The sequence below is a fragment of the Pseudomonas sp. Nvir genome (genome assembly GCF_963778085.1).
In the GTDB taxonomy this organism is placed as follows: Bacteria; Pseudomonadota; Gammaproteobacteria; order Pseudomonadales; family Pseudomonadaceae; genus Aquipseudomonas; species Aquipseudomonas juntendi.
In genome coordinates this window covers 2,628,943-2,652,881 of record NZ_OY970405.1, presented here as the reverse complement: position 1 = coordinate 2,652,881, position 23,939 = coordinate 2,628,943, and the positions used below count along the sequence as shown (strand labels likewise).

The 23,939-nt window shown below is 64.6% G+C and carries 16 protein-coding genes; 15 read left to right on the top strand and 1 reads right to left on the bottom strand.

Annotated elements, in window-relative coordinates; genetic code table 11:
• The first annotated feature begins 13 nt into the window (after positions 1-13).
• The 15 genes from tssJ to AACG97_RS12785 all read left to right on the top strand — a co-directional run bounded on the left by tssJ (position 14) and on the right by AACG97_RS12785 (position 23,144).
• Positions 14-736, top strand: a complete 723-nt coding sequence (tssJ, locus tag AACG97_RS12855; RefSeq protein ID WP_182368104.1) for a type VI secretion system lipoprotein TssJ — start codon at positions 14-16, stop codon at positions 734-736.
• Entirely contained in the window at positions 733-2,076 is a 1,344-nt protein-coding gene (gene tssK, locus AACG97_RS12850) for a type VI secretion system baseplate subunit TssK (protein WP_009686737.1), read from the top strand. The genes tssJ and tssK overlap by 4 nt, the downstream gene beginning before the upstream one ends.
• Entirely contained in the window at positions 2,073-2,789 is a 717-nt protein-coding gene (gene icmH / locus AACG97_RS12845) for a type IVB secretion system protein IcmH/DotU (RefSeq protein ID WP_009686736.1), read from the top strand. The genes tssK and icmH overlap by 4 nt, the downstream gene beginning before the upstream one ends.
• A gap of 30 nt (positions 2,790-2,819) precedes the next feature.
• Positions 2,820-6,620: a type VI secretion protein IcmF/TssM N-terminal domain-containing protein gene (locus AACG97_RS12840; protein ID WP_182388352.1), complete on the top strand. Its 3,801-nt coding sequence runs from the start codon at positions 2,820-2,822 to the stop codon at positions 6,618-6,620.
• A complete protein-coding gene (gene tagF / locus AACG97_RS12835) occupies positions 6,617-7,525 on the top strand; it encodes a type VI secretion system-associated protein TagF (RefSeq protein ID WP_009686733.1) in 909 nt (302 codons plus the stop codon). Before AACG97_RS12840 ends, tagF begins: the two co-directional genes overlap by 4 nt.
• Positions 7,522-10,014: a type VI secretion system membrane subunit TssM gene (gene tssM / locus AACG97_RS12830; RefSeq protein WP_197885172.1), complete on the top strand. Its 2,493-nt coding sequence runs from the start codon at positions 7,522-7,524 to the stop codon at positions 10,012-10,014. The genes tagF and tssM overlap by 4 nt, the downstream gene beginning before the upstream one ends.
• A 143-nt stretch (positions 10,015-10,157) precedes the next feature.
• Positions 10,158-10,676 carry an Hcp family type VI secretion system effector gene (locus AACG97_RS12825; protein WP_029887856.1) on the top strand — a complete coding sequence of 173 codons (519 nt, stop codon included), beginning with the start codon at positions 10,158-10,160 and terminating at the stop codon, positions 10,674-10,676.
• A gap of 94 nt (positions 10,677-10,770) precedes the next feature.
• Entirely contained in the window at positions 10,771-11,868 is a 1,098-nt protein-coding gene (gene tssA / locus AACG97_RS12820) for a type VI secretion system protein TssA (protein WP_054904743.1), read from the top strand.
• Between the two features lie 57 nt (positions 11,869-11,925).
• Positions 11,926-14,442: an excinuclease ABC subunit UvrA gene (locus tag AACG97_RS12815; RefSeq protein ID WP_197885171.1), complete on the top strand. Its 2,517-nt coding sequence runs from the start codon at positions 11,926-11,928 to the stop codon at positions 14,440-14,442.
• Between the two features lie 100 nt (positions 14,443-14,542).
• The gene (locus tag AACG97_RS12810) at positions 14,543-15,052 is read left to right on the top strand and encodes a sigma-70 family RNA polymerase sigma factor (protein WP_009686728.1); all 510 of its coding nucleotides are present in this window, start codon (positions 14,543-14,545) and stop codon (positions 15,050-15,052) included.
• Positions 15,049-16,014: a FecR domain-containing protein gene (locus tag AACG97_RS12805; protein ID WP_009686727.1), complete on the top strand. Its 966-nt coding sequence runs from the start codon at positions 15,049-15,051 to the stop codon at positions 16,012-16,014. The genes AACG97_RS12810 and AACG97_RS12805 overlap by 4 nt, the downstream gene beginning before the upstream one ends.
• A 112-nt stretch (positions 16,015-16,126) precedes the next feature.
• Positions 16,127-18,529 carry a TonB-dependent receptor gene (locus tag AACG97_RS12800; protein WP_197885169.1) on the top strand — a complete coding sequence of 801 codons (2,403 nt, stop codon included), beginning with the start codon at positions 16,127-16,129 and terminating at the stop codon, positions 18,527-18,529.
• 213 nt (positions 18,530-18,742) lie between these two features.
• The gene (locus AACG97_RS12795) at positions 18,743-20,392 is read left to right on the top strand and encodes an MFS transporter (protein WP_029887240.1); all 1,650 of its coding nucleotides are present in this window, start codon (positions 18,743-18,745) and stop codon (positions 20,390-20,392) included.
• Complete coding sequence (locus tag AACG97_RS12790) at positions 20,389-21,522, top strand: HlyD family secretion protein (RefSeq protein ID WP_125854806.1); 1,134 nt, start codon at positions 20,389-20,391, stop codon at positions 21,520-21,522. The genes AACG97_RS12795 and AACG97_RS12790 overlap by 4 nt, the downstream gene beginning before the upstream one ends.
• A 326-nt stretch (positions 21,523-21,848) precedes the next feature.
• Positions 21,849-23,144, top strand: coding sequence for an MFS transporter (locus AACG97_RS12785; RefSeq protein ID WP_009686723.1), 1,296 nt, complete (start codon positions 21,849-21,851; stop codon positions 23,142-23,144).
• A gap of 29 nt (positions 23,145-23,173) precedes the next feature.
• On the opposite strand, the gene madM is transcribed toward AACG97_RS12785, so the two are convergent.
• Entirely contained in the window at positions 23,174-23,938 is a 765-nt protein-coding gene (gene madM, locus AACG97_RS12780; RefSeq protein ID WP_009686722.1) for a malonate transporter subunit MadM, read from the bottom strand.
• Position 23,939 lies beyond the last annotated feature (1 nt).

Genomic DNA, 23,939 nt, shown 5'->3' with positions numbered 1-23,939 from the left:
GGTTTTTGCCGTCATGTACCACAAGCACACTACCCTCAAACGCTTGACTGCCGTTGCCCTGCTGTTGGCAATGGCCGGCTGCGGGGTTACCGACCGCATCGGCAAGCGCATGGAAGACAGCTGGGCGGCCGACATGCTGGCCGACAGCGAAAAAGTCATTCTGACCTCTGATGGCGGCAACCAGCTCAACCCGGATGCCGACGGCAAACCGCTGTCGGTGGTAATGCGCGTGTACCAGCTGACCGACCTCGAGCGCTTCGCCGCCAGCGATGCCGAAACCCTGTGGGCTACCCCGCAGAAAGCTCTGGGCAACACCCTGGTGGAGGCACGCGAGATCACCCTGCTACCGGGCATTGGCCAGATCGACCAATGGCCGCTGGCCAAGAGCGCCCGGTATGTCGGCGTGGCAGCGTTTTTCCGCGACGAGCAGGATGCCCGCTGGAAAGTCGCCTTCGACGCCGACTCGCTGCGCAAGGACGGGATCTGGTTCTCATCGGACGGCCTGCGCGTGCTGGTGGACAAGACCGAGATCCATGCCATGCGCGGTGTGGACGTATTGAACAAGCCGCCGACCGCCGAGCAGCAGGCCGCCGCCGAGCGCGCCAGGCAAGCCGCGCCTGGCCTCACCGACAAGGTGCAGGACGCCGCGCTCGACAAGGCCAGCGATATGGCTGGCAAATCAGCACAAAACGCCGTCGACAATTCCTTCAACTCTTTCGTGGATAGCGTCAAATGAGCAAGCAGAGCCGGGTGATGTGGTCGGAAGGCATGTTCCTGCTGCCCCAGCACTTTCAGTATCAGGACGAGTTTCACCAACATCAGTTGGCCGAAGCGACCCTGCGCAGCACCCCCTTCCATTGGGGTGTACAGGCGCTGCAAGTGGACGAGGACGCCCTGAGCAACGGTTCGCTGCAACTCAAGCGCCTTAAGCTGGTATTCCCCGATGGCAGCCTGTACGACGCGCCGCAGCACGACCCACTGCCGGCCGCGCGTGACCTCAAAGATCTGCTCAAGGCCAACGACCTCAAGGTGTACGCTGCCCTGAAGCTGCCTGAGCCGTTCGGCCTCAATTACGTCGAAGACGGCCAGGAACACAAGGCAGCGCGGCGCTATCGCAAACAGTTCGACACCCTGCCCGACCTCAACGAAGGCGAGCTGGAGAACGAGATCACCAGCCTGCGCCTGAACGTCGTGCTGCTGGTCGACGGCGATAGCCTCGATGGCTATAGCTACTGCCCACTGGCCAAGCTGACCCGCAACAGCATGGGCGGTTTCAATCTGGACCCGCATTTCGTCCACCCTACCCTGCACCTGGGTTGCCACGAAACCCTGGCCGGCATTGGCAAGCGCCTGCTCGGCGCCTTGCAGGCCAAAAGCAAGGCACTGTCTGGCCGGCGCCGCGAACGCGCCGACCAGATCGCCGAGTTCGGCTCCAGCGATGTCACCTTGTTCTGGCTGCTGAACACCGTCAACCGGGCGCACCCGCAACTGGCCCACCTGCTGGCCCACCCACGCCTGCACCCAGAGCGCCTGTACCTGTTCCTTGCCGACCTTGCCGGTGGCCTGCTGACCTTCACCCTCGACACTCAACTGGCCGACATCCCCGAGTACGACCACCACGACCCCGCCGCATCGCTGGTCAAGTTGGACGAGATGATCAGGGTGATGCTGGACAACGTCGTGCCCAACCAGTGCATCGTCATCAACCTCACCCAGACCAAACCGTCGTATTGGCAAGGGCAGTTGCACGACCCGCGCCTGGTCGAGGCCGACTTCTACGTGTCGGTCCATGCCGACATGCCCGGTGCCAGCTTGCTGGAACTGGTGCCGCGGGCCTTCAAGATCGGCTCGCCCGAAGACATCGAGGTGGTGGTCAACAGTGCCATGCCCGGCGTTACCCTCAACCACGCCGCGCGGCTCCCCAACGCGATCCCGGTGCGCCTGGACAACCAGTACTTCGCCATCGAGCCGCATGGCCAGGTGTATGAGCGAATGATGAACGCCCAGACCATCTGCTTCTACGCGCCCAGCGCCTTTACCAACCTCAAGCTTGAACTGATGGCGGTGCTCAAATGACCGAAGCCGTACTGCAACAGGGCGCTACCATGCCCACCCCTGCCAAACCGTCGCTCAAGGACCTGGTGCAAGACTTCATCAGCATGGCGCTGATCGTGCGCCGTGGCCGCCAGGTCACTTCGGTGCAGGCCTTCGAAGGAAGCGTCGAACGCTTCTTCGCCAACCTGGAACGTGACGCCCGTGCCGCCAACTACAGCGCCGAACAGGTCAAGGACACCCAGTACGCGCTTTGCGCCTTCCTGGATGAAAGCGTGTTGCGCGCTGGCGACAACGCGTTGCGCCAGCACTTCGAGCTGCAACCCTTGCAGTTCCGCTATTTCGGCGTGCACCTGGCGGGTGAAGGCTTTTTCGAAAAGGTCGAGGCTCTGCGGGGCGATGTCAAACAGAACCTCGATGTGCTCGAGGTTTATCACCTGTGCCTGGCGCTTGGCTTCGAGGGCAAGTTCAGCCTTGGCCAGAAAGACCAGCTGCGTTACCTGGCCAACACCCTCGGCCAGGACATCGCCCGCTACCGCAAGGCACCCAAGGCCTTGTCACCGGACTGGGCACTGCCGGACCAGGTGTCGCAGATGCTGCGCCACGAAGTGCCGCTGTGGGTGTACCTGGCGCTGATCGCGCTGGTTTGCGTCGCCGTGTACCTGACCCTTGACTGGTTGCTGGACAAGGACGTCGCCGCCCTCTCCGAACAAATCCGCCAGCTGTTCAGTGCCTGAGTGCACCTCAGGTAGCCGAGTCAGGAAGACATGAAAACATTACTGCGCCTCTTGAAAAGTTTCTGGGTTCTGCTGCTACTGCTGTGGCTGGGGAGCCTGTTGGTCTGTTGGCTGGTGTCGCCGCTGCTGCCGTGGCTGCAGCAGCACCTGCCCGAAGCCCTGGCCATCATCAGCGCCTGCTTCCTGCTGGCCGTCGTGCTGCGCCAGTACCAGCGTATTCGTGCCGAGCACAACCTGGAGAACCTGCTGCAGATCGAAGTCGACCGCTCGTGGAATGCCACCGGCGAGTTCCGTGACCAGCAGGTACTGCGCGAGCGCCTCAAGCATGCCATCAGCATGCTGCGCACCGACCGCTCCGCCGGCGGCGGTGGCAAATCGGCGCTGTCCGACCTGCCCTGGTACCTGGTGGTCGGCATGTCGGCGGCAGGCAAGACTTCGCTGCTGACCCACTCCGGCCTGTCAGCCAGTATCGCCACCGCCAACGACAGCGAAAGTGGCACCCAGCACTGCGACTGGTATTTCAGCCCCGACGCGGTGATGATCGACACCGCCGGCCGTTACCTGCGTGACGACCAGTCGGCAAGCGAGTTTTCGGCTTTCCTGCGCATGCTGCGCAAGCAGCGCGGCAAGGCAGCGATCAATGGCCTGGTGCTCGTGGTCAGCCTGCCCGAACTGCTGGCCGCCAACAGCGAAGAGCGTGATGCCCTGGCAGCGCAGCTGGTAGCCCGGGTGGAAGAATACGCCCAGTGCCTCGACACCAACCCACCGCTCTACCTGATGCTCAGCAAGACCGACCAGTTGCCGGGCTTCAGCCAGGCTTTTGATGGCCTGGACCTGCACCAACGCCAGCAACCGCTGGGCATGACCTTCGCGTTGTCGGAAATCCGCAACCAAGGCCTGCAGGCGGTGCTGCAGGCGCGCCTGGGCAACCTGCACAGCCACATTCGCCAGCACGTCGACGCACAAGTGATCGCCTTGGGCGCTGCAGCCGACAGCACGCTGCTGAACTTCCCGCAATACTTCGCCGCGCTGGGCGGTGTGCTCGAGCAGTTCCTCGGGCACTTCACCCACGGCCAGCGCAGCGGCGCCCCACTGATGCTGCGCGGCCTGTACTTCACCAGCGCCCTGCAGACCGGGCAACAACTGGGGCACGTGTACGAAGACGCCATCGCCGACGAATTCGCCTTGCAGGCGGCCGAGGATGGCCAGGCCGAACAGGCTGGCACGGCAGCGGGCAACCGCAGCTACTTCATTACCGACACCTTCCGCCGGGTCATTTTCCCCGACCGTGACCTCAGCCTGTATCACTCGCGCCAAGGCCGCCAAGCGGGGCTCAGCCCGCTGCTGCTGGGCCTGGCCGTTGCCGCCGGCGTGCTGCTTGTCAGCTGGCAGGCAGTGTCGTTCGTCAACAACCGCCAATGGCTGGACAATCTGCGCCTGCAGCTGGCCCAGATAGGCCAGGCCGAAGACAGCCAGCAGCAGTTGGCCGCGGGCAAAGGCCTGCAAGTGCTGCGCGAGCAGATGGCCACTGTCGAGTCGCATCGCACACAAGGCGTGCCGCTGCGCCTCAGCGCCGGCCTGTACCACGGTGAGGCGGTTGACCAGGTGACCCGCAGCGCGTATCTGGCGCAATTGCGCAGCCAGGCCCTGGAACCGATCGCCCGTAGCCTGCAAGTGCAAATGCGCGCGTTCAATACCTTCGCCGCGGGTATCAACCAGTCACTGGAGTTCACCCCGGCCCCGCCGAAAAAACGCAACGCCAAGCCATTGGCCCCAGCGGTTGCAGCCAAAGCGCAGGCCGCGCTGGCCAACACCCGCGCAGGCGCCCATGCGGCCAAGGTCAACCTGGCCACAGCCAGCGATGCCGCCGAGCTGTCCGCGACCACCGGTGGTCTGTCGTTGTCCGAAGAGATGCTGGGGCGCCTCGACGAGCAGCAAGTCGCCTCGATCATCGACGCCTACAACACGCTCAAACTGTACCTGCTGCTGACGGCACCCGACGCCCACCCAGACCCGGCCTTCATTGCCGCAAGCCTGCCACAGGCCTGGGCCGCGGCGGCCGGCGAAGGCACCCCCGCCAGCGCCGACGTGATCGCCGCAAACACTCCGCTGTATGTGCAGTTGCTGGAGCAGGGCCAGGCGCCTTCACTGCCACGCAACGACCAACTGATCAACGAAACCCGGCAGAACCTCAAGTCGTTCATGATTTCCAGTTCGCTGGTCGATCGCGAATACCTGCGCCTGCAACTCGAATCCAGCCGCCAATTCCCGGCACTGAGCCTCAACGACCTTGTGCCTCAACCTGGGCGCGCACTGCTGTACGGGTCGGCCGGGGTACCTGCGATCTATACCCGCCAAGGCTGGGATACGTTCGTCAAGCCTGAACTGATCAAGCTGGTATCGAGCAACTTGCGCAACGAGTCCGACTGGGTACTGGACGGCGACGGCGGCGATGCCCTGGTGCAGAAGGCCAACTTCGTGCGCGAATTCATGAGCCGCTACAAGCGCGATTACACCCAAGCCTGGTACAAGATGGTCAGTAGCGTGGGCGTGCGCCACTTCGCCGACCTGGCATCGGCGACCCAGCAGTTGGGGCTTTTGAGCGACGTTCAGCACTCTCCCGTAAAGAACCTGCTGCAGGCTGTGAACGACAATACCCAGTGGGACCTGCCGGTCAAACGCGAAGTACCGTCGGCCGGCACTGGTCGTGATGACGGTTTCTGGAGCAAGGTTACCGGGCTGTTCGACGCCAACGACAGCCTGCCTGCCAACGTAGCCCCGGCCCTGCCGGCGGTGGACGACGGCAGCCTCGCCAAGCGCTTCGAACCGGTTGCCCGGGTATTCGCCCAGAACAACGCCGAAGGCGCCGACAGCACCATCATGGACCGCTACCTGGCGGCGCTGCGCAAGCTCAAGGTTCGCATGAACAACATCCAGCGGTCGCAGGATGTCGGCAAAAGCAGCAAGCAGCTGATCAGCGAAACCCTGGAAGGCCAGCCAAGCGAGGTCACCACGGTACGCAATTACGTGGAAACCAGCGTCGACACCAGCCAGGACAGCCTGTCGCGTTCGCTGCAAGGCTTGTTCAACCTGCCGATCCAGTACGCCTGGGCGACCTTGCGTGACCCGGCCGGCCAGCAGATCGCCAAAGCCTGGGCGCAGCAGATCGCCAAGCCCTGGCAGCAGGTCATGGCGCACCGCTACCCGATTGCCGGTGGTAGCCGCAACGAAGCCTCGGTCAAAGACCTGCAACGTTTCGTAGACCCGGACTCGGGGCTGCTGCCGGCCTTCAAACGCAACGAAATCGGCAACCTCGCCGGCGGCGAAGGCCTGGGCGTGGGTGATGGCAAGGCACCGGCGTTGGTCAACCCTGGCATGCTCAACAGCATCGACCGGGCCAGTTCGGTAGGCCAGGTGATCGCCAGCCTGTCAGACCGCGACAACGGCTTTGAAATCATGCTGGAGCCCTCGGCCAACTTCACCGACATCGTGTTCACCCTCGATGGGCAGGAACAGCACTACCGCAACGGCCGCAGCAGCTGGAGCCGCTTCGCCTGGCCAGGCACCAGCAACGCCCCGGGCGCTCGCCTGGATGTGGTAACGCTCAGTGGCGCACGGGTAACGGTGTTCGACTTCCCCGGGCGTTGGGGCCTGCTGCGCATGAACGAAAGCGCCCGCGTCGACGACCTCGACGGCATCCAGCAGCGCTTCAGCTGGAACACCGCCAATGGCCGAGTGAGCCTGGTGGTGCGCAACTTCGGTGGGGTAAAACTGACCGACCTGAGCCAGGTCAAGGCCCTAAGCGCACTCAACGACAGGAGTGCCCAATGATCGGCTGCTTCGGCAAACTGCCATCGAGCGCAGACTTCGTCAGCCTGCATGGCGCGGCGGAGGAAGTCTGCGAATTCGACAGTTGGCTGCAGACCTCGCTGGCGGCCATGCGCCACCGCGAAGACTGGCAGGCACTGTTCGATGGGTTGCCGATGTGCTTCTTCACGTACCGCGCACGCAATGGCAACTGGCTGCTGGGCGGGCTGTTGAGCTCGCGTGACGCCAGTAACCGGCGCTATCCGTTCTTCATCTACCAACTGCTCAAGGGCAAGGAAGGCATGGCCCTGGGCAACCCATTCACCTTGGGCGAGCTGTTCTGCGCACAGATAAAGCCTTTGCTGCACCAGGCCGTGCAAGGTGCCGACGGCTCCCGTTTGTTCGAACAGGTCAAGGCCTTGCGCCCCCTGCAAGCCCAGGACCTGGACCTGTTCCGCCGGGTGCACGCCAAGTTCCTGCGTGACTTCAGCTTCACCGATATCGCGCGTGCACTGCACGGCTCCTGGCCAGGTTTCGACAGCGCCGCCGCTTTGACACGGCTGCGCGCCTGCCGGCCGGCGCTGCACAGTGACTTCGAGGGTGGCATTGAGTTGCCCCTCCCCGCTGAGCGCGGTTTGAAAAACCCTACAGCCGATCTGTGGCTGACTTGGCTGTGCCACATGAACGGGCAGCCAGATACGCCAGCCGTGAGCCTGCTGGCGGACGATTTCATGCACCCGCGCCTGTTCTGCTTCCCGTCACGCCACGCCAGCAGTGCCTATCGCCTGCTCTGCGGCTGTGCCGAGGCCCAGCAGCATCTGGCGCTACTGGGCCCTGCGGCATCGGCCCGCGGCCAACACGACTTCGATCTACCCCTTGAACGCGTTATCGAGCAATTCGTCGATGCGCTGGATGCGACGCCTGTATGAACAAGATCAAGTACTACTGCCTGCGTTACCAACCCTATCTGCTGGGGGTGGCGTTTTTCCTGGTGATCTTCCTGGTATGGGCGATCGGCAGCGCGTTGGGCTTCGCTTCGCTGCACAGCCTGTTGGCTGGCATCGGGGTTTTCCTGCTGCTGTCGGCGGGCTACGTCCTGCTGCTGTACCGTGGCGCCGGCCAGCATCACAACCTCGAAGGCTTGCTGCGCGACGACGCCGACCAGGCTGTACTCAATGCCACGCCGGCCGACCGCGAGGAGGTCAGCCTGTTGCGCGAGCGCCTGCTGCAGGGCATCGAGCGCCTGCACAAGAACACGCCACGCGGCACCTCTGCCAAAGACGCCCTGTACGCGCTGCCCTGGTACCTGGTGATCGGCCAGCCCGCCGCTGGCAAGAGCACCATGATCCTGCAGTCCGGCCTCAACTTCCCTTACGCCGAGCGCGAAGGTGCACGCGTCGCAGGGTTGGGTGGCACGCGCAACTGTGACTGGTTCTTCAGCTCTGAAGCGGTACTGCTGGACACTGCCGGGCGCTACATGAACAGCCCGGAAGAGGCCGGCAAGTGGCGTGGCTTCCTGCAGTTGCTGCGCCAGCACCGGCAACGCCGCCCGCTCAACGGTCTGATCGTCAGTGTCAGCATCGCCGACGTTGTGCACGGCTCGGCCGAAGACCAGCAGCGGGTGGCCAAGCGTTTGCGCGAACGCATCCAGGAAAGCTGCGCCTTGCTGGAAGTGCGCCTGCCGATCTACCTGGTATTCACCAAGTGCGACCTGATACCCGGCTTCACGCCCTTCTATCGCCAGCTGGATGAGGCCGCGCGCGGCGAAGTGATGGGCAAGACCTTCGCGCACAAAGGCTACGAACAGGCGGACTGGGGCCAGCGTTTTGGCCAGGCGATGGACGACCTGACCCGCTACTGGCAGCAGGTTGCCAGCCAGCAACTGGTGCAGCAGGACATTCAGGTAACGCGGCAAAACGACGCCGCTTACCGCTTCCCGCTGGAGCTGGCCGCAATCAAGCCACGGCTGCAGGCGTTCGTCGACAGCCTGCTGCGGGTCAACCCCTACCAGAATGCCGAAATGCTGCGTGGCTTCTACTTCACTGCCGCCTTGCAGGCCGATGAAGCGCTGTGGGGCAGCCATGGCCAGCATGTTGCCGAGCGTTTTGCCCTGGAACACGGCGAGGGGGCGGTCAGCGCAGGCAGCCAGCCTGCGCCGCTGTTCATCAACAGCCTGTTCCGCAAGGTCATCATCCCCGACCAGCACCTGGTGGCGCTGTACACCAGCAACCACCGCGAGCGCCGGCGCAAGGCCGCCTGGGTGGCCTGTGCCAGCCTCGCCGGGTTGGTGCTGTGCAGCCTGTGGGGCTGGTCGTACCTGAACAACCGTGCGGTGCTGGGCAGCATCGCGAGCGAGCTGGCCGAGGCCAAGCGCCAGGACCAGGCTGCCGATGGCCAGTACGCCGCCTGGCGCAGCCTGGACCGCCTGCGCTTCTGGGCCGCCCATTACTACCGGCAGCACCGTGAGCAGGGTGTACCGTTCAGCCTGCGTCTGGGCCTGTACCAGGGCCATCAGGTTGAGCCGCTGCTGCGCGACCGTTACTTCACCACCCTGCAGCAGGTGATGCTCAAGCCCACCGCAGACAACCTCACCCGCACGCTCTACCTGCTGACCACGCTCAAGGTCTACCAACGCAATACCCGCGAATTGCAACCGGTGAGCGGCGTGGACAGTGTGGAGGCCGAAGCCCTGCCACATGACAACCGCGCCCAGTCGATCGCCGATTTCGGCAAGGCGACACTGGACACCTACGTGATGCTTTCGCCCGCCCAGCGGGAGAAGGCCGACCCGGCGTTTCTCAAGGCGCACCTGCCCGACTACTGGTACCCGGCCATCGCTCGGCACACCGGCCACAGCCTGTCCGAGGCCAACCAGGGCAAGGGCGACCAGGACTACCTGTACGCCAGCCGGCAGATCACCTTCTATGCCGACCAGATCCGCGAAACGGATGTGCCGCGCATTCTCGACAACGCCTTCCTGATTTCTAGCTCGCGCAACTACATCGACAGCCTGCGTGCCCAGTCGCTACGCGCGATCGAGACCATCACGCTGGAATCGGACACCTTGTTCGCCTTTGGCCGGGCAGATTTCCAGAGCCTGAAAAGCGAGGGCCAGAACCAACTCAGTGCCATCGCCAGCAAACTGTTGAACACGCCCAATATCGGCAAGATCGTCATCTCCGGCCACGCCGACCAGCTCGGTGACAGCCAGAGCAACCTGCAGGTATCGAAACAACGGGCGCAAACCATTCGGACTTATCTGGTCGGCAAGGGCGTCCCGGCCGAACTGGTGGTGGCCCAGGGCGAAGGCAGCCGTAAACCGTTGGTCAACTGTGACATGCAACAGGCACGGGCCCAGTTGATCAAATGCCTGGAGCCCAACCGCCGGGTAGAAATCGAAGTGCGCGGGCTCAACTGAGCGCGCGCCGCACCAACCGGCCACCCGGGCTCACAGGAGGAGCACCGGGTGGCGGCACGCTACCTCTGCCGCCCTGTTGGCGAGGTGAAAAACCAAGGGTCGCATGAGCAACCCTTTACCAGTTGTTAATGGAGAGTTTCACAATGGCATTTGACGCGTATATCCAAATCGACGGCATCCCAGGCGAAGTACTGGACGAAAAGCACAAGGACTGGATCGAAGTGCTGGGCTACGAGTACGGCGCCACCCAGGCGACCTCGGCGACTGCCAGCTCCTCGGGCGGCGCGTCGTCCGAGCGTGTTGCCCTGAGCGACTTCAAGATCCGCAAATCGGTCGACAAGGCATCGGCCAAACTGTTCGAGCACTGCTGCACCGGCAAACACATTGCCAAGCTGAAGCTCAACGTCAACCGCGCCGGTGGTGACAAGGTCACCTACCTGACCATCGACATGGAAGAAGTCGTGGTGTCGTCGGTCAGGTTCGTTGCCGGTGGCAACCAGGCCGGTGAAGACAAGGCGGTCAGCGACCTGCCGATCGAAGAAATCACCTTCAACTTCGCCCGCATCAAAACCACCTACACCCAGCAGAACCGTACCGACGGCCAGGCCGGCGGCAACATCGTCGGTGGCTGGGACCGCACCGCGAACAAAGTCTTCGCCTGATTACCTGCATGCCCAGGGCCGCTTCAGCGGCCCATCCTTCACAGCGTGCCAGCCAGCCTGGCACGCTGTTCACTAGCCAGAACCTGAGTGCTTTATGCCTGACATTCTCAATGACCTCTCGCTGGCCGCACTGGTCGCACCCATCGAAGGTGGCAGTGGCGAAGACTTGAGCTTCTCTGCGTTGTTCGACCAGATCAAGGAGGCGCGCCGGGCTGACCCGGACTACCTGACCCAGGGCGACTGGCAAACCGATTTGAAAACCGCCGACTGGGAGCAGGTGATCAACTTGTCTGCCCAGGGCCTCGCCCAACACAGCAAGGACCTGATGCTGGCAGCCTGGCTCAGCGAAGGCCTGGCCCAGCGCGCGCACTTCGAAGGCATCACCTTCGGCCTGGTACTGACTGAACAGTTGCTGCAGGCGTTCTGGGAAAACTTGTACCCAACCCTCGAAGAGGGCCTTGACGAGCGGGCGGCCCGGTTGTCCTGGCTCAAGAGCACGCTCACCGACATCGCCGGTGGCTTGCCCATCACCCAAGGGCAGAATTTTGGCGTGTTGCGTTACGACGAATCACGTCTTGTGGAAAACCTGGCCCTGCGCGACACCAAGGCCATGCAGACCGCATTGAACGAAGGCAAGATCAACGCCGAGATATTCCAGCGCTCGGTGGCGCTGTCCGACACCGAATACCTGCGCAACAAGGCGCTGCAGATCAACGACAGTCTGCAAGCCTGCAAACGCCTGCAGGCCACTGCGGAGCAACTGTTCGGCCACGAGGCACCGAGCTTTGCCAGCCTCGCCGACATGCTGACCCGGGCCAGCCAGCTGGCTGAAAAACTGCTGAAAGACCGTGGTGTCGAGCTGCAGCCGCCAGCCCCCGTGGTCGACGAACCCGAGGCCAGCGTCGCCCCCGTCGAACAGGCAGGTGAAGCCATGAACACTCCCGCCCAGCCCACTGCGCCTGCGCCCATGCGTACCACCCCGCTGACCCGGGACGAAGCCTTCAGCATGCTGGCCGGCATCGCCCAGTTTTTCAAACAGACTGAACCGCAAAGCCCGGTGCCGTATCTGATAGAACGTGCCATCAAGTGGGGCAACATGCCGCTGGAAGGCTGGCTGAGCGATGTGATCAAAGACAGCAATGTGGTGGACAACATTCGCGACGTACTTGGCACCCGCGAACCGAAACCCTGACCCACGTCAGCGACTATGCTGCTACCGTGAGCTTCCCGTACCGCCAAGGAAAGCGCCATGCCGCCACGTTCCACTCCCCCCACCGGTTTCGTTCGCGTCCGTGGTGCCCGCGAGCACAACCTGAAAAACATCGACGTGGATATTCCGCGCGATGCGCTGGTGGTGTTCACCGGGGTGTCCGGCTCGGGGAAATCCTCACTGGCGTTCTCCACCCTGTACGCCGAAGCCCAGCGCCGCTATTTCGAATCGGTGGCACCCTACGCGCGGCGCCTGATCGACCAGGTGGGTGTGCCGGATGTGGATGCCATCGAAGGCCTGCCCCCGGCAGTTGCCTTGCAACAGCAACGGGGCACGCCAAGCGCCCGTTCTTCGGTAGGCAGCGTGACCACATTGTCCAGCTCCATCCGCATGCTCTATTCACGCGCGGGGCAGTACCCGGCAGGTCAGGCCATGCTGTACGCCGAGGACTTTTCGCCGAACACCCCGCAGGGTGCCTGCCCGCAGTGCCACGGCCTGGGGCGCGTCTATGAGGTGAGCGAGGCGACCATGGTGCCCGACCCGTCACTGACCATCCGCGAACGCGCGATCGCGGCCTGGCCAATGGCCTGGCAAGGGCAGAACCTGCGCGACATCCTGGTCACGTTGGGGTATGACGTGGACATCCCCTGGCGCGACCTGCCCCAGGCCCAGCGCGACTGGATCCTGTTCACTGAAGAAACGCCCACCGCACCGGTCTATGCCGGCCTGACCCCGGCGCAAACCCGCCAGGCCCTCAAGCGCAAGCTGGAGCCCAGCTACCAGGGCACTTTCACGGGTGCCCGGCGCTATGTCATGCATACCTTCATGCATTCGCAAAGTGCACAGATGCGCAAGCGCGTCGCCCGGTACATGCGCCCCAGCGCCTGCCCGCTGTGCCACGGCAAACGCCTGAAGCGTGAAGCGCTGGGCGTGACCTTTGCCGGGCTGGACATCGCCGAGCTGTCGCAGTTACCGCTGCAAGCGCTGGCCGAGGTGCTGCGCAAGGTCGCGGCAGCGGGCTACCTGGAGCCACAGCAAAGCCAGCTGACCCTGGAAAAGCGCCTGGCCGCGCAGCGCATCGCCCATGAGCTGCTGGAGCGCATCGACACCCTGCTCGAACTGGGCCTGGGCTACCTGGCCCTGGAGCGCAGCACGCCCACCTTGTCATCTGGCGAACTGCAACGCCTGCGCCTGGCCACCCAGCTGAATTCGCAGCTTTTCGGCGTGATCTACGTACTCGACGAACCCTCGGCCGGCCTGCACCCGGCCGACAGTGAAGCGCTGTTCCAGGCACTGCAACGGCTGAAGCAGGCGGGCAACTCGGTGTATGTGGTGGAGCACGACCTGGACACCATGCGCCGGGCCGACTGGCTGGTGGATGTAGGCCCCGCCGCCGGCGAGCACGGGGGTAGCATCCTGTACAGCGGGCCCCCGGCGGGGCTGGCCAAGGTCGAGCAGTCCTGCACCCGCGCCTACCTGTTCGGCGCCCAGGCCCAGGCCCCGCGTGCGCCACGCCAGCCCCGTGGCTGGCTGAAGCTGGAAGGCATCAGCCGCAACAACCTCGACAACCTCAGCGCGGCATTTGCGCTGGGCTGCTTCACGGCGGTAACGGGTATTTCCGGTTCGGGCAAGTCGAGCCTGGTCAGCCAGGCCCTGCTGGAGCTGGTGGGCGCGCACCTGGGCCATGCCGGACAAGGCGACGAGCCTGAGGAGCAGAGCCTGGAAGACGAACCGCAACAGACCAGCAGCGGCCATGTCAGCGCCGGGCTCGAGGCTATCAAGCGCCTGGTGCAGGTAGACCAGAAGCCGATCGGGCGCACGCCGCGCTCCAACCTGGCGACCTACACCGGGTTGTTCGACCATGTGCGCAAGCTGTTTGCCGCCACCGAACAAGCCAAGGCGCAAGGCTTCGACGCCGGCCGCTTTTCCTTCAACGTGGCCAAGGGCCGCTGCGCCAATTGCGAAGGCGAGGGTTTCGTCAGCGTCGAGTTGCTGTTCATGCCCAGCGTGTACGCACCCTGCCCGACCTGCCACGGTGCGCGCTACAACCCCGAAACCCTGGCGGTCAGCTGGCAAGGCATGAACATTGCGCAAGTGCTGCAACTGACCGTCGACCAGGCCCTGCAGGTGTTTGCCGAACAGCCTCCGGCCCGGCGGTGCCTGCAGGTGCTGCAAGACATCGGCCTGGGTTACCTGCGCCTGGGCCAGCCGGCCACCGAGCTGTCCGGGGGGGAGGCGCAACGCATCAAGCTGGCGACCGAACTGCAACGCATGGCCCGGGGCGCGACCCTGTACGTGCTGGATGAGCCGACCAATGGCCTGCACCCGCAAGACATCGACCGGCTGCTGCTGCAACTGAACCGCTTGGTCGAGGCTGGGCACAGCGTGGTGGTGGTGGAACATGACATGCGGGTGGTGGCGCAGAGTGACTGGGTGATCGATATTGGGCCAGGTGCCGGGGCTGCCGGGGGCAAGGTGGTGGTCAGCGGCACGCCGCAAGTGGTGGCCAACTGCAAGGAAAGCCGCACGGCGGCGTTTCTGGCCAAGGCATTGTAAGGGCCTGTACCCGCACTTTTGTACATTGCCAGTTCTGCAACCCGGGGCATAGAATGCGATCAATTCCTAATTGCACCTATTTCCCGGAAACCCGCGCCCCATGCCGCCCGCCGACCCCACCCTCAACCTGCAGGTTCAGACGCTGTACACCGAGCACCACGGCTGGCTGCAGGGCTGGCTGGGGCGCAGGCTGGGTAATGCCTGCGATGCGGCCGATCTGGCCCATGACACCTTCCTGCGCCTGCTCAGCCGTCAGGGCAACAGCTATTTCGGCGGTGAGCCTCGGGCATTGCTGACGCACATTGCCAAGGGCCTGGTGATAGACCGCTGGCGTCGCCAGGATGTCGAACGGGCGTATCTGCAGGCCATCGCGCATCTGCCCGAACCAGAAGTGCCGTCGGCCGAGACCCGCTGGATGATCCTCGAAACGCTGTACCGCATCGATGCCATGCTGCGCGAGTTGCCGGCGCGGGTTCGCCACGTATTCCTGCTGTCGCAACTGGACGGGCTGACCTACGCGCAAATCGCCGAACAACTGCAGGTTTCGCTGGTGACCATCAAGCGCGACATGCGCACCGCCTTCCTCGCCTGCCTGAGCATGGACGAATGAGGCCACCTATCGACCCACTGATCCTCGGCGAGGCCGCCGACTGGCTGGTGCAGCTGCAGTCGGGCGCAGCCACCGACGATGACCATCGCGCTGTCCAGGCCTGGTGCCAGCGCAGTAGCCAGCATGCCCTGGCCTGGCAGCGCGCCGAGGCCATCCTCGGTGAGTTTCGCCGCCTGCCTGCGCCGGTTACCGGGGAAACCTTGCGCCGGCTCAGCCGCCAGGGTGCGGTCAGCCGCCGCCAGGCCCTGCAGCGTCTGGGGATGTGGCTGCTGGCGGCACCAGCAGCCTGGATGGCCTGGCGCGAGGCACCCTGGCAGCAATGGGCCGCCGATGCCCGCACGGCGGTTGGCGAACAACGCTCACTGACACTGGCCGACGGCAGCCACGTACTGTTGAACACCCACACCGCCATCGATATCCGCTTCGATGCCCGGCAACGCCGTATCGCCTTGCTGGCAGGTGAAGTGCTCGTGACCAGCGCCAACGACCCGGCAACCCCGCCGCGCCCGCTGGTGGTGACCACCCCGCAGGGGCATGCGCGGGCGCTGGGCTCGCGCTTCAGCGTACGTATCGACGGCGCACTGACCCGGGTAGCGGTGTTGCAGGGCACCGTCGCCAACCGCCCGCTGCACGCCGCCGCCAGCGTGCAGCTCAAGGCGGGCGAGCGCACCGCGTTCGATGCCGACCGTGTACTGCCCGCCACCCCGCTGGAAAAAGGCGACCTGGCCTGGGAACACGGCATGCTGCTGGCGCGCGACATGCGCCTGGCCGACCTGTTGCAGGAGCTGGGCCGCTACCGCCCGGGCGTGCTGCGCTGCCACCCGGCGGTGCGCGGCCTGAAAGTGTCTGGCGCCTTTCCGGTGACCGATACCGATGCCAGCCTGCGGCTGCTGGCCGACACCTTGCCGGTAACTGTCCAGGGCCTGACTCGCTATTGGGTGACGGTCGAGCCCCTGAGCTGACCCGGGCTCAGCGCACACGGGAATCAACGACAGGCTTTTTGATACCTTTTCCGGCGTCGTCCGGTGATCAGTGCAGAACCTCCCTTTTCTGCACCTACAGGACCCTCGCCCAATGCCCCATTTGCCTTTCAAGGCACTGAGCCTTGCCATCGCCATGGCCGCCCTGGCACCAGCGGCGATCGCTGCCGACGCCACCACCCGCGACTATCACCTGGCCGCTGGCCCGCTGGCCGATGTGCTGGCACGCTTCGCCGCCAATGCCGGGGTGCCCTTGTCATTCGACCCGGCGCTGCTTCAGGGCAGGCAAAGCCAGGGCCTGCAGGGCAGTTTCAGTGTGCCGGAGGGTTTTGCTCGCCTGCTGGCCGGCAGTGGCTACAGCCTGATCAGCACCGGCAGCGGGGGCTACACCCTGGCGCCGACAGTGGACCTGGGCAGTGCCCTGGAGCTGGGCGCCACCACCATCAACAGCAACCTGGCCGCCAGCGGCGATACCTGGCAAGGCGGCCAGGTGGCGCGTAGCGCACGCCTGGGTGTGCTTGGGGAACAGCCGACCAGCGATGTACCGTTCAGCGTCACCAGCTACACCGCCAAGACCATTGCCGATCAACAGGCGCGTACCCTGGGTGATGTGTTGCTCAATGACGCGGCAGTGCGCCAGTCGGCAGGCTTTGGCAATTTCTCGCAGGTGTTCACCATCCGCGGGCTGCCACTGAGCACTGACGACATCAGCTACAACGGCCTGTACGGCGTGCTACCGCGGCAGATCATCACCACCGAAGCACTCGAGCGCGTCGAGGTGTTCAAGGGCCCGAACGCCTTTCTGAACGGCGTCGCCCCCCAGGGCAGCGGTATTGGCGGTGCGGTCAACCTGGTTCCCAAGCGTGCCGCAGACACGCCAACCCGCCACGTCAGCCTCGATTATGCCACCGGCGCCAATGTCGGCGGCCACCTGGACCTGGGCCAAAGGTTTGGTGAAGACAACCGCTTCGGCGCCCGTATCAACCTGGCCCAGCATGACGGCGGCACGGGTGTGCACGACGAAGCGCAGCACGCCACCTTGGTAGCTGTAGCCTTGGACTACCGGGGCGAACGCCTGCGCCTGTCCACCGACCTGGGTTACCAGAAAGAACGCATCAACCAGGGCCGGGCGGTGATCTACCCAACCGGCAGCAAAGTGCCCCATGCCCCCTCGGCGCGCGACAATTACGCCCAACCGTGGACCTGGTCACAGCTGGAAGACACCTACGGCATGCTCAACGCCGAATACGACCTCAACGACAACTGGGTGCTTTATGCCGGTGCCGGGGCCAAGCACACTCGCGAAAACGGCGAATACTCCTCGTTGTACGTCAGCGACGCCAACGGTACTGCGCGGGGTGGCTACCTCTATTCACCACACGATGAAGACAACAAGAGCGCCATGGCCGGCATCAATGGCCAGTTCGCCACGGGGGCGGTCAGCCATCGGCTCAACGTCGGGCTTTCGGGCATGTGGGGCGAACAACGTTCGGCTTACGCCGCAGTTGCTGCTGCAAACCGCTATGCCACCGACCTGTACCACCCGGTCAAGGTGCCGCGCCCGACCAATACGTACACGGGCAGTGACCTGCACGACCCGCGTATCGTGGGCAAGAACCGGGTCAAGAGCGTGGCGCTGTCCGACACCCTTGGTTTTGTGGATGACCGTGTGCTGCTGACCCTGGGCGTGCGCCGGCAATCGATCGGTGTCGACGGCTGGTCTACCGCTAGCGGTGAGCGCAACGCCAACTATGACGAGTCGGTGACCACGCCGGTCTATGGCCTGGTGCTCAAGCCGTGGGAGCATGTGTCGTTCTACGCCAACCGCATCGAGGGCCTGGCACAAGGCCCCACTGCCCCGTCGAGCGTGACCAATGCCAATGAAGTGTTCCCGCCCAGGCGCAGCAAGCAGGTCGAGGCCGGGGTCAAGCTGGACTGGGACAGCTTTGGTGCAACGCTTGGCCTGTACCGCATCGAGCAGCCCAACAGCACCACGTTCCGCAGCGCCGGTGCCGAGCGCGACACCTTCAGCATGGACGGCGAGCAGGTCAACAAAGGGGTGGAATTGAATGTGTTCGGCGAGCCGGTGCACGGCTTGCGCCTGCTGACCGGTGCAGTGTTCATGCACACCGAGCTCAAGAACACTGCCAATGGCGCCAACGACGGCAACCGTGCGCCGGGCGTGCCGCGCTTCCAGTACAACCTGGGCGCGGACTGGGACGTTCCAGGCATCGCCGGCGCGGCATTGAATGCGCGGGTGTTGCGTACCGGCGGCCAGTACGTCAATGCCAGCAACAGCCTGAACATCCCGGCCTGGACCCGGGTCGACCTCGGCGCACGTTACCGTTTCAAGCTGGATGAGCAGTGGGTGACCTTGCGGGCCAACCTGGAGAACGTCGCCAACAAGGCCTATTGGGCGTCGGCCTCGAGCACCAACAACTACCTGACCCAAGGCACACCACGGGTGCTGCGCTTGTCCGCCAGCGTAGATTTCTGACGCCCCCGTCAGCCAGCAGCCCCGGCCCTTTAGCGGGTAAACCCGCTCCCTTGTGGGAGCGGGCGTGCCCGCGAACACCGGCGCAGCCGGTGCCAGCCACCGCGTCGGGTTCGGTGCCACCCGCGAATACGGTGCTACCGGCAACGCACAATATGCTCAAAACCAAAGCCTGCACCTAGCAGCACCAAGCGCCGCTCAAGTACAGTCTGCCCCATGGACAAATACGCCCCACACGCGTGGCTACCCCACGAAAAACCCACCCTGCCAGGCTCCCCTTCCACGCCTTTGCATTCGCCAGCCAAACGCCTGGCGTATGGCGTGGTCGGCCTGCTGGTAGCCATTACCGGTGGCTTGGGCAACGCGCTGGTCACCGCCAACCTGATGTTCCTGCAAGGCGCGCTAGGTGCAACCACGGCGGAAATGGCCTGGCTGCCAGCGGCCTACGTGATGACCAACGTGTCCATGAACCTGCTGTTGGTGAAATTCCGCCAACAATTCGGCTTGCGCGCCTTCACCGAGGTGTTCCTGGTCCTATACGTCCTGGTCACCTTCGCCCACCTGCTGGTCAACGACCTCAACTCGGCCATCGCCGTGCGCGCGGCCCACGGCATGGTGGGGGCGGCGCTCAGCTCGCTGGGGCTGTACTACATGATCCAGGCCTTCCCCGCCCAGTGGCGGTTGAAGGCCATGGTACTGGGCCTGGGCGCTTCGCAGCTGGCATTACCCCTGGCGCGGATCTTTTCCGAAGACTTGCTGCAGATAGCCGAATGGCGCGGGCTGTACCTGTTCGAGCTCGGCCTGGCCCTGGCGGCACTGGGCTGTGTCCTGCTGCTCAAGCTGCCGCCCGGTGACCGCTTCAAAACCTTCGAGCCACTGGACTTCCTGACCTTCACCCTGATGGCCAGCGGTACCGCCCTGCTTTGTGCCGTGCTGTCGCTGGGGCGCATCGACTGGTGGCTGGAGGCCCCGTGGCTCGGCGTGGCGCTGGCGGCATCGATTGCGCTGATGCTCAGCGGCCTGGCCATCGAACACAACCGCCGCAACCCGTTGCTGATGACCCGCTGGCTTGGCAGTGGCGCCATCATCCGTCTGGCCCTGTGCGTGGTGCTGATCCGCATGGTCACCTCGGAGCAATCCACAGGCGCGGTAGGCTTCCTGCAGGCCTTGAACATGAGCAGCGAGCAGATGCGCAGCCTGTACTGGATCATGCTGCTGGGTGCCGTGGCGGGCCTGGCCAGCAGTGCCCTGACCATAAATCCCAACCACCTGATCATCCCGCTGTTCGTGTCCTTGCTGGCCATGGCCGTCGGTGCATTCATCGACAGCGGTTCCAGCAACCTCACGCGCCCGGCACAAATGTACTTCAGCCAGTTTCTGCTGGCCTTTGGCAGTACCTTCTTCCTGGGGCCGTCGATGGCCCTGGGTATCAGCCATGTGCGCGCCAACCCCCGTAACCTGGTCAGCTTTTCGGTGCTGTTCGGCATCTGCAACAACGTCGGCGGCCTGGTTGGCGCGGCACTGCTCGGCACCTTCCAGACCTGGCGGGAGAAGTTCCACTCCAGCCACCTGATGGACCACCTGAGTTATTTGGAACCACTGGTCAATGCCCGCGTACAAAGCGGTGCAGCAGCCTACAGTGGCATCCTCGCCGACCCGGCCCTGCGCACCGAAGCCGGCATGCGCCTGCTGGCCACGGCCGCCAGCCGCGAAGCCAATGTCATGGCCTACAACGATGTGTTCGTACTGATCGGCAGCATCGCCATACTGACCATGATCTGGATCTGCATCCGTAGCACCTGGCTCTGGTACTCGAAACGCCAGGCCACCACCACCGACTCCACCCCCGGCGTGCCCACCCGATGACCGACGACACCCGTACCACGACCACCACCGCCATCGCCGAAACCCCGGAAGGCACAACGCCGCCCAGCGAGCCGGGTAGCCCAGTACGCACGCGGCGGGTGCGGTTGCTGTCCTCGATCTGCTTTGCCGCCGTGGCCTTGGCAGGTGTTCTGCTGGTGCTGTATGCCTGGCGCCTGCCGCCCTTCAGCAGTGCCATCGAAAGCACCGAAAACGCCCTGGTGCGCGGGCAGGTCACCCTGATAGGCCCCCAACTCAGTGGTTACATCGTCGACGTGCCCGTGCACGACTTCCAGTTCGTCAAGGCCGGCGACCTGCTGGTGCAACTGGACGACCGTATCTACAAGCAGCGCCTGGCCCAGGCCCTCGCCCAGTTGCAGCAGCAACAGGCAGCCCTGGCCAACAACCTGCAACAGCGCAAGAGCGCCGAAGCCACCATTGCCCAGCGCCAGGCCGCCATTGGCGATGCCCAGGCCCAGGCGGCCAAAGCCAAGGCCGACCTGCGCCGCAATCAGGCGCTGGTCAGCGACGGCTCGGTTTCCCGCAGCGAACTGGACGTGACCCGCGCCAACGAGGCAGCTGCCGTCGCCAGCCTGGCCCAGGCCAAGGCCGCGCTGGAAATCGCCCGCCAGGACCGGGAGACCGTGGTGGTCAACCGGGCTGCGCTCGAAGCGGCTGTGGAAAACGCCAGGGCCGCCGTGGAGCTGGCGCGCATCGACCTCGACAACACCCGGGTTACCGCCCCGCGTGACGGCCAACTGGGGCAGATCGGCACGCGCCTGGGTGCTTATGTCAATTCAGGTGCACAGTTGATGGCGCTGGTGCCCGACACCCTGTGGGTCATCGCCAACATGAAGGAAACCCAGATGGCCAATGTGCGCATCGGCCAACCCGTGAGCTTTACCGTGGACGCGCTGAACCACCTGAAGCTGTACGGGCACGTGCAGCAGATTTCGCCGGCCACCGGTTCGGAGTTCGCCTTGCTGCAGGCCGACAATGCCACCGGCAACTTCGTCAAGATCGCCCAGCGGATACCGGTACGGATCACCGTGGATGCCGACCAGCCACCCGCCCGGCAGTTGCGGCCGGGGATGTCGGTGGTGGTCAGTATCGATACCCGGGTGCAGCCTTAGCTGCCGGGCGCAGTTGCCTGGCTGCCTGCGGCGTCTCGTCGCAGGGCCAGGCCCCTTGGGCAAACCCTCGCAACCCCGTAGAATCGCGCTTCCTTTTCGCCCGTCGCCGTCAACGGTGGCAACCAGCAGCAATGACAGAGTCCGTGCCTGAACACATGCCCACCATGTGAAATAGGCTCAACCCTCCCCGCCCGGCCCCATCCCCTACGGCCCAGCGGTTGAGTCTTGCCCAGGTCGCATCCGTGCAGCTACTCGCCCCTTGCGGGGTCGAGCCGGTGTGCGCGTCCGAAAAGGCGCTCATTCCGCTCATCCAACCAGAGGTACCTATGTCTCCGCGTTTGCTGGCCATGGCGCTGGCGCCCCTGCTCGGGCTGTTCATCATCGCCCTGGGCAACGGCTTCATGTCTTCCCTCACCACCCTGCGCCTGGGCGCTGCCGGTGAGTCTGCCACCACCATTGGCATCGTTTCGTCGACCTACTTCATCGGCCTCACACTGGGCGCCATCTTCAACGACCGGCTGATCCTGCGCATCGGCCACATTCGCGCCTATACCAGCTTCGCCTCGCTGATTGCCGTGACCATCTTGCTGCAGGGCTTGTTCTACGACGTGACCTGGTGGTCGGTGCTGCGCCTGATCAACGGCTGGGCCGCCGTGGGCGTGTTCCTGGTGATCGAAAGCTGGCTGCTGCTGGCCGGCGACGCGAAAATCCGCGGCCGCCTGCTGGCGCTGTACATGATCGCCTTCTATGGCGCCGGGGTCATCGCCCAGGCCGGCCTGGGGGAGATCACCCAGTTGGGCGATACCGCGCCGTTCATGCTGGCCGGCGTGCTCGCCGCGCTGTCGGTGCTGCCCATCGTGATCCTGCCGCGGGTATCGCCCTTGCTAGAGCAGGTCGAACCCCTCAAGCCCCGGCAGTTGCTGGGCGTGGCCCCTTCGGGCCTGGTGGGTTGTTTCGGCTCGGGCGTCGCCATCGCCGGCATCTATGCCCTGCTGCCGCTGTACCTGCAACGCATCGGCCTGGAGGTGGGCGAAGTCGGCAACATGATGGCCTGGGTCATCCTTGGCGCCATGCTGTTGCAGTACCCGGTCGGGCGCTGGTCGGACCGCAAAGACCGCCTGGACGTACTGCTGGCGCTGGCCGCCTTGTGCGTTGTGCTGTCACTGGTCACGGTCTTCCTGCCCTCGGACTCGTTCCTGCTGCCGGCCATGCTGTTCCTGTTGGGCGGAGGCGTGTTCACCCTGTACCCGGTCGCGGTCAGCCATGCCGCCGACCGCGCACCGTCCGATGCGCTGGTGCCGATGATCCAGGGTTTGCTGCTGATCAACTCACTGGGCTCGGCCATGGCACCGGTGGCCATTTCGCCGATGATGACCGAGTTTGGCGAGGCCGGACTGTTCTGGGCGTTTGCCGTGGTCAACCTGGCGATGCTGTGCTTCTTCATGTGGCGCCGTGGCAAGCGCCCGGCGGCAGAGCACCCGGCGCCCTTCGCCGCCTCGACCACGTTCTCGCCCACCGGTGCCGAACTGCGGGTAACCGAAGACCTGATGCATGCCGCGCAAGAGCATCCGCCGCTGGAGCCCGCCGACCCTGCACCGGCTGCCCAGAGCCAGGCCCACTGAGCCAACGGGCTGCCATGCAGCCCGGTTGTCTACCCCACCAACCCTCGCACACAGAAGTACAGGATCGACGGCCCCATCAGGCACCCCAAGCCGGTATGGAACGTGGCGGTCAGTGCCCCGTAAGGCACCAGCCGCCGGTCCGTCGCCGCCAACCCGGCGGTCACACCCGACACAGTCCCCGCCAAACCGCCGAACACCATTGCCGAGCGTGGGTTGTCCAGCGCCAGCAAACGGGCCGATACCGGGGTGAATACCATCACCAGAATCGCCTTGATCAAACCGGTGGCGATCGACAGGGCCATCACGTCCGAACTGGCACCCAGCGCCGCGCCGGTCACCGGGCCGACGATGTACGTCACGGCACCGGCACCAATGGTGGTCATGCTCACCGCGTCGCGGTAACCAAAGGCGTACGCCACGCCCGCCCCGACAATGAATGGCAAGACCGTGCCGAGCAGCAGCGCCACCGCGCCGATCATCCCGGCACGGCGAGCCTCGGTGGCCTGCACCTCGAACGCCGTGGCAACGATGGCGAAGTCGCGCAGCATGGCCCCGCCCATCAGGCCGATGCCGGAAAACAGCGCCATGTCGGCCAGGCCTTTCTGGCCGCCTGTGAGGGTACCGCCCACCCAGGCCAACACCAGCCCGATGACAATGGCGATGGCCGAGCCGTGCACGCGGCCGAAGGTCAGGTACCTGGACAACAACACCGACAGCCACATGATGCCGCCCACCACCGCGAAGGCAGTGATCAGGCCGTTATGTTCCAGGGCATTATCAATGATCGGCCACATG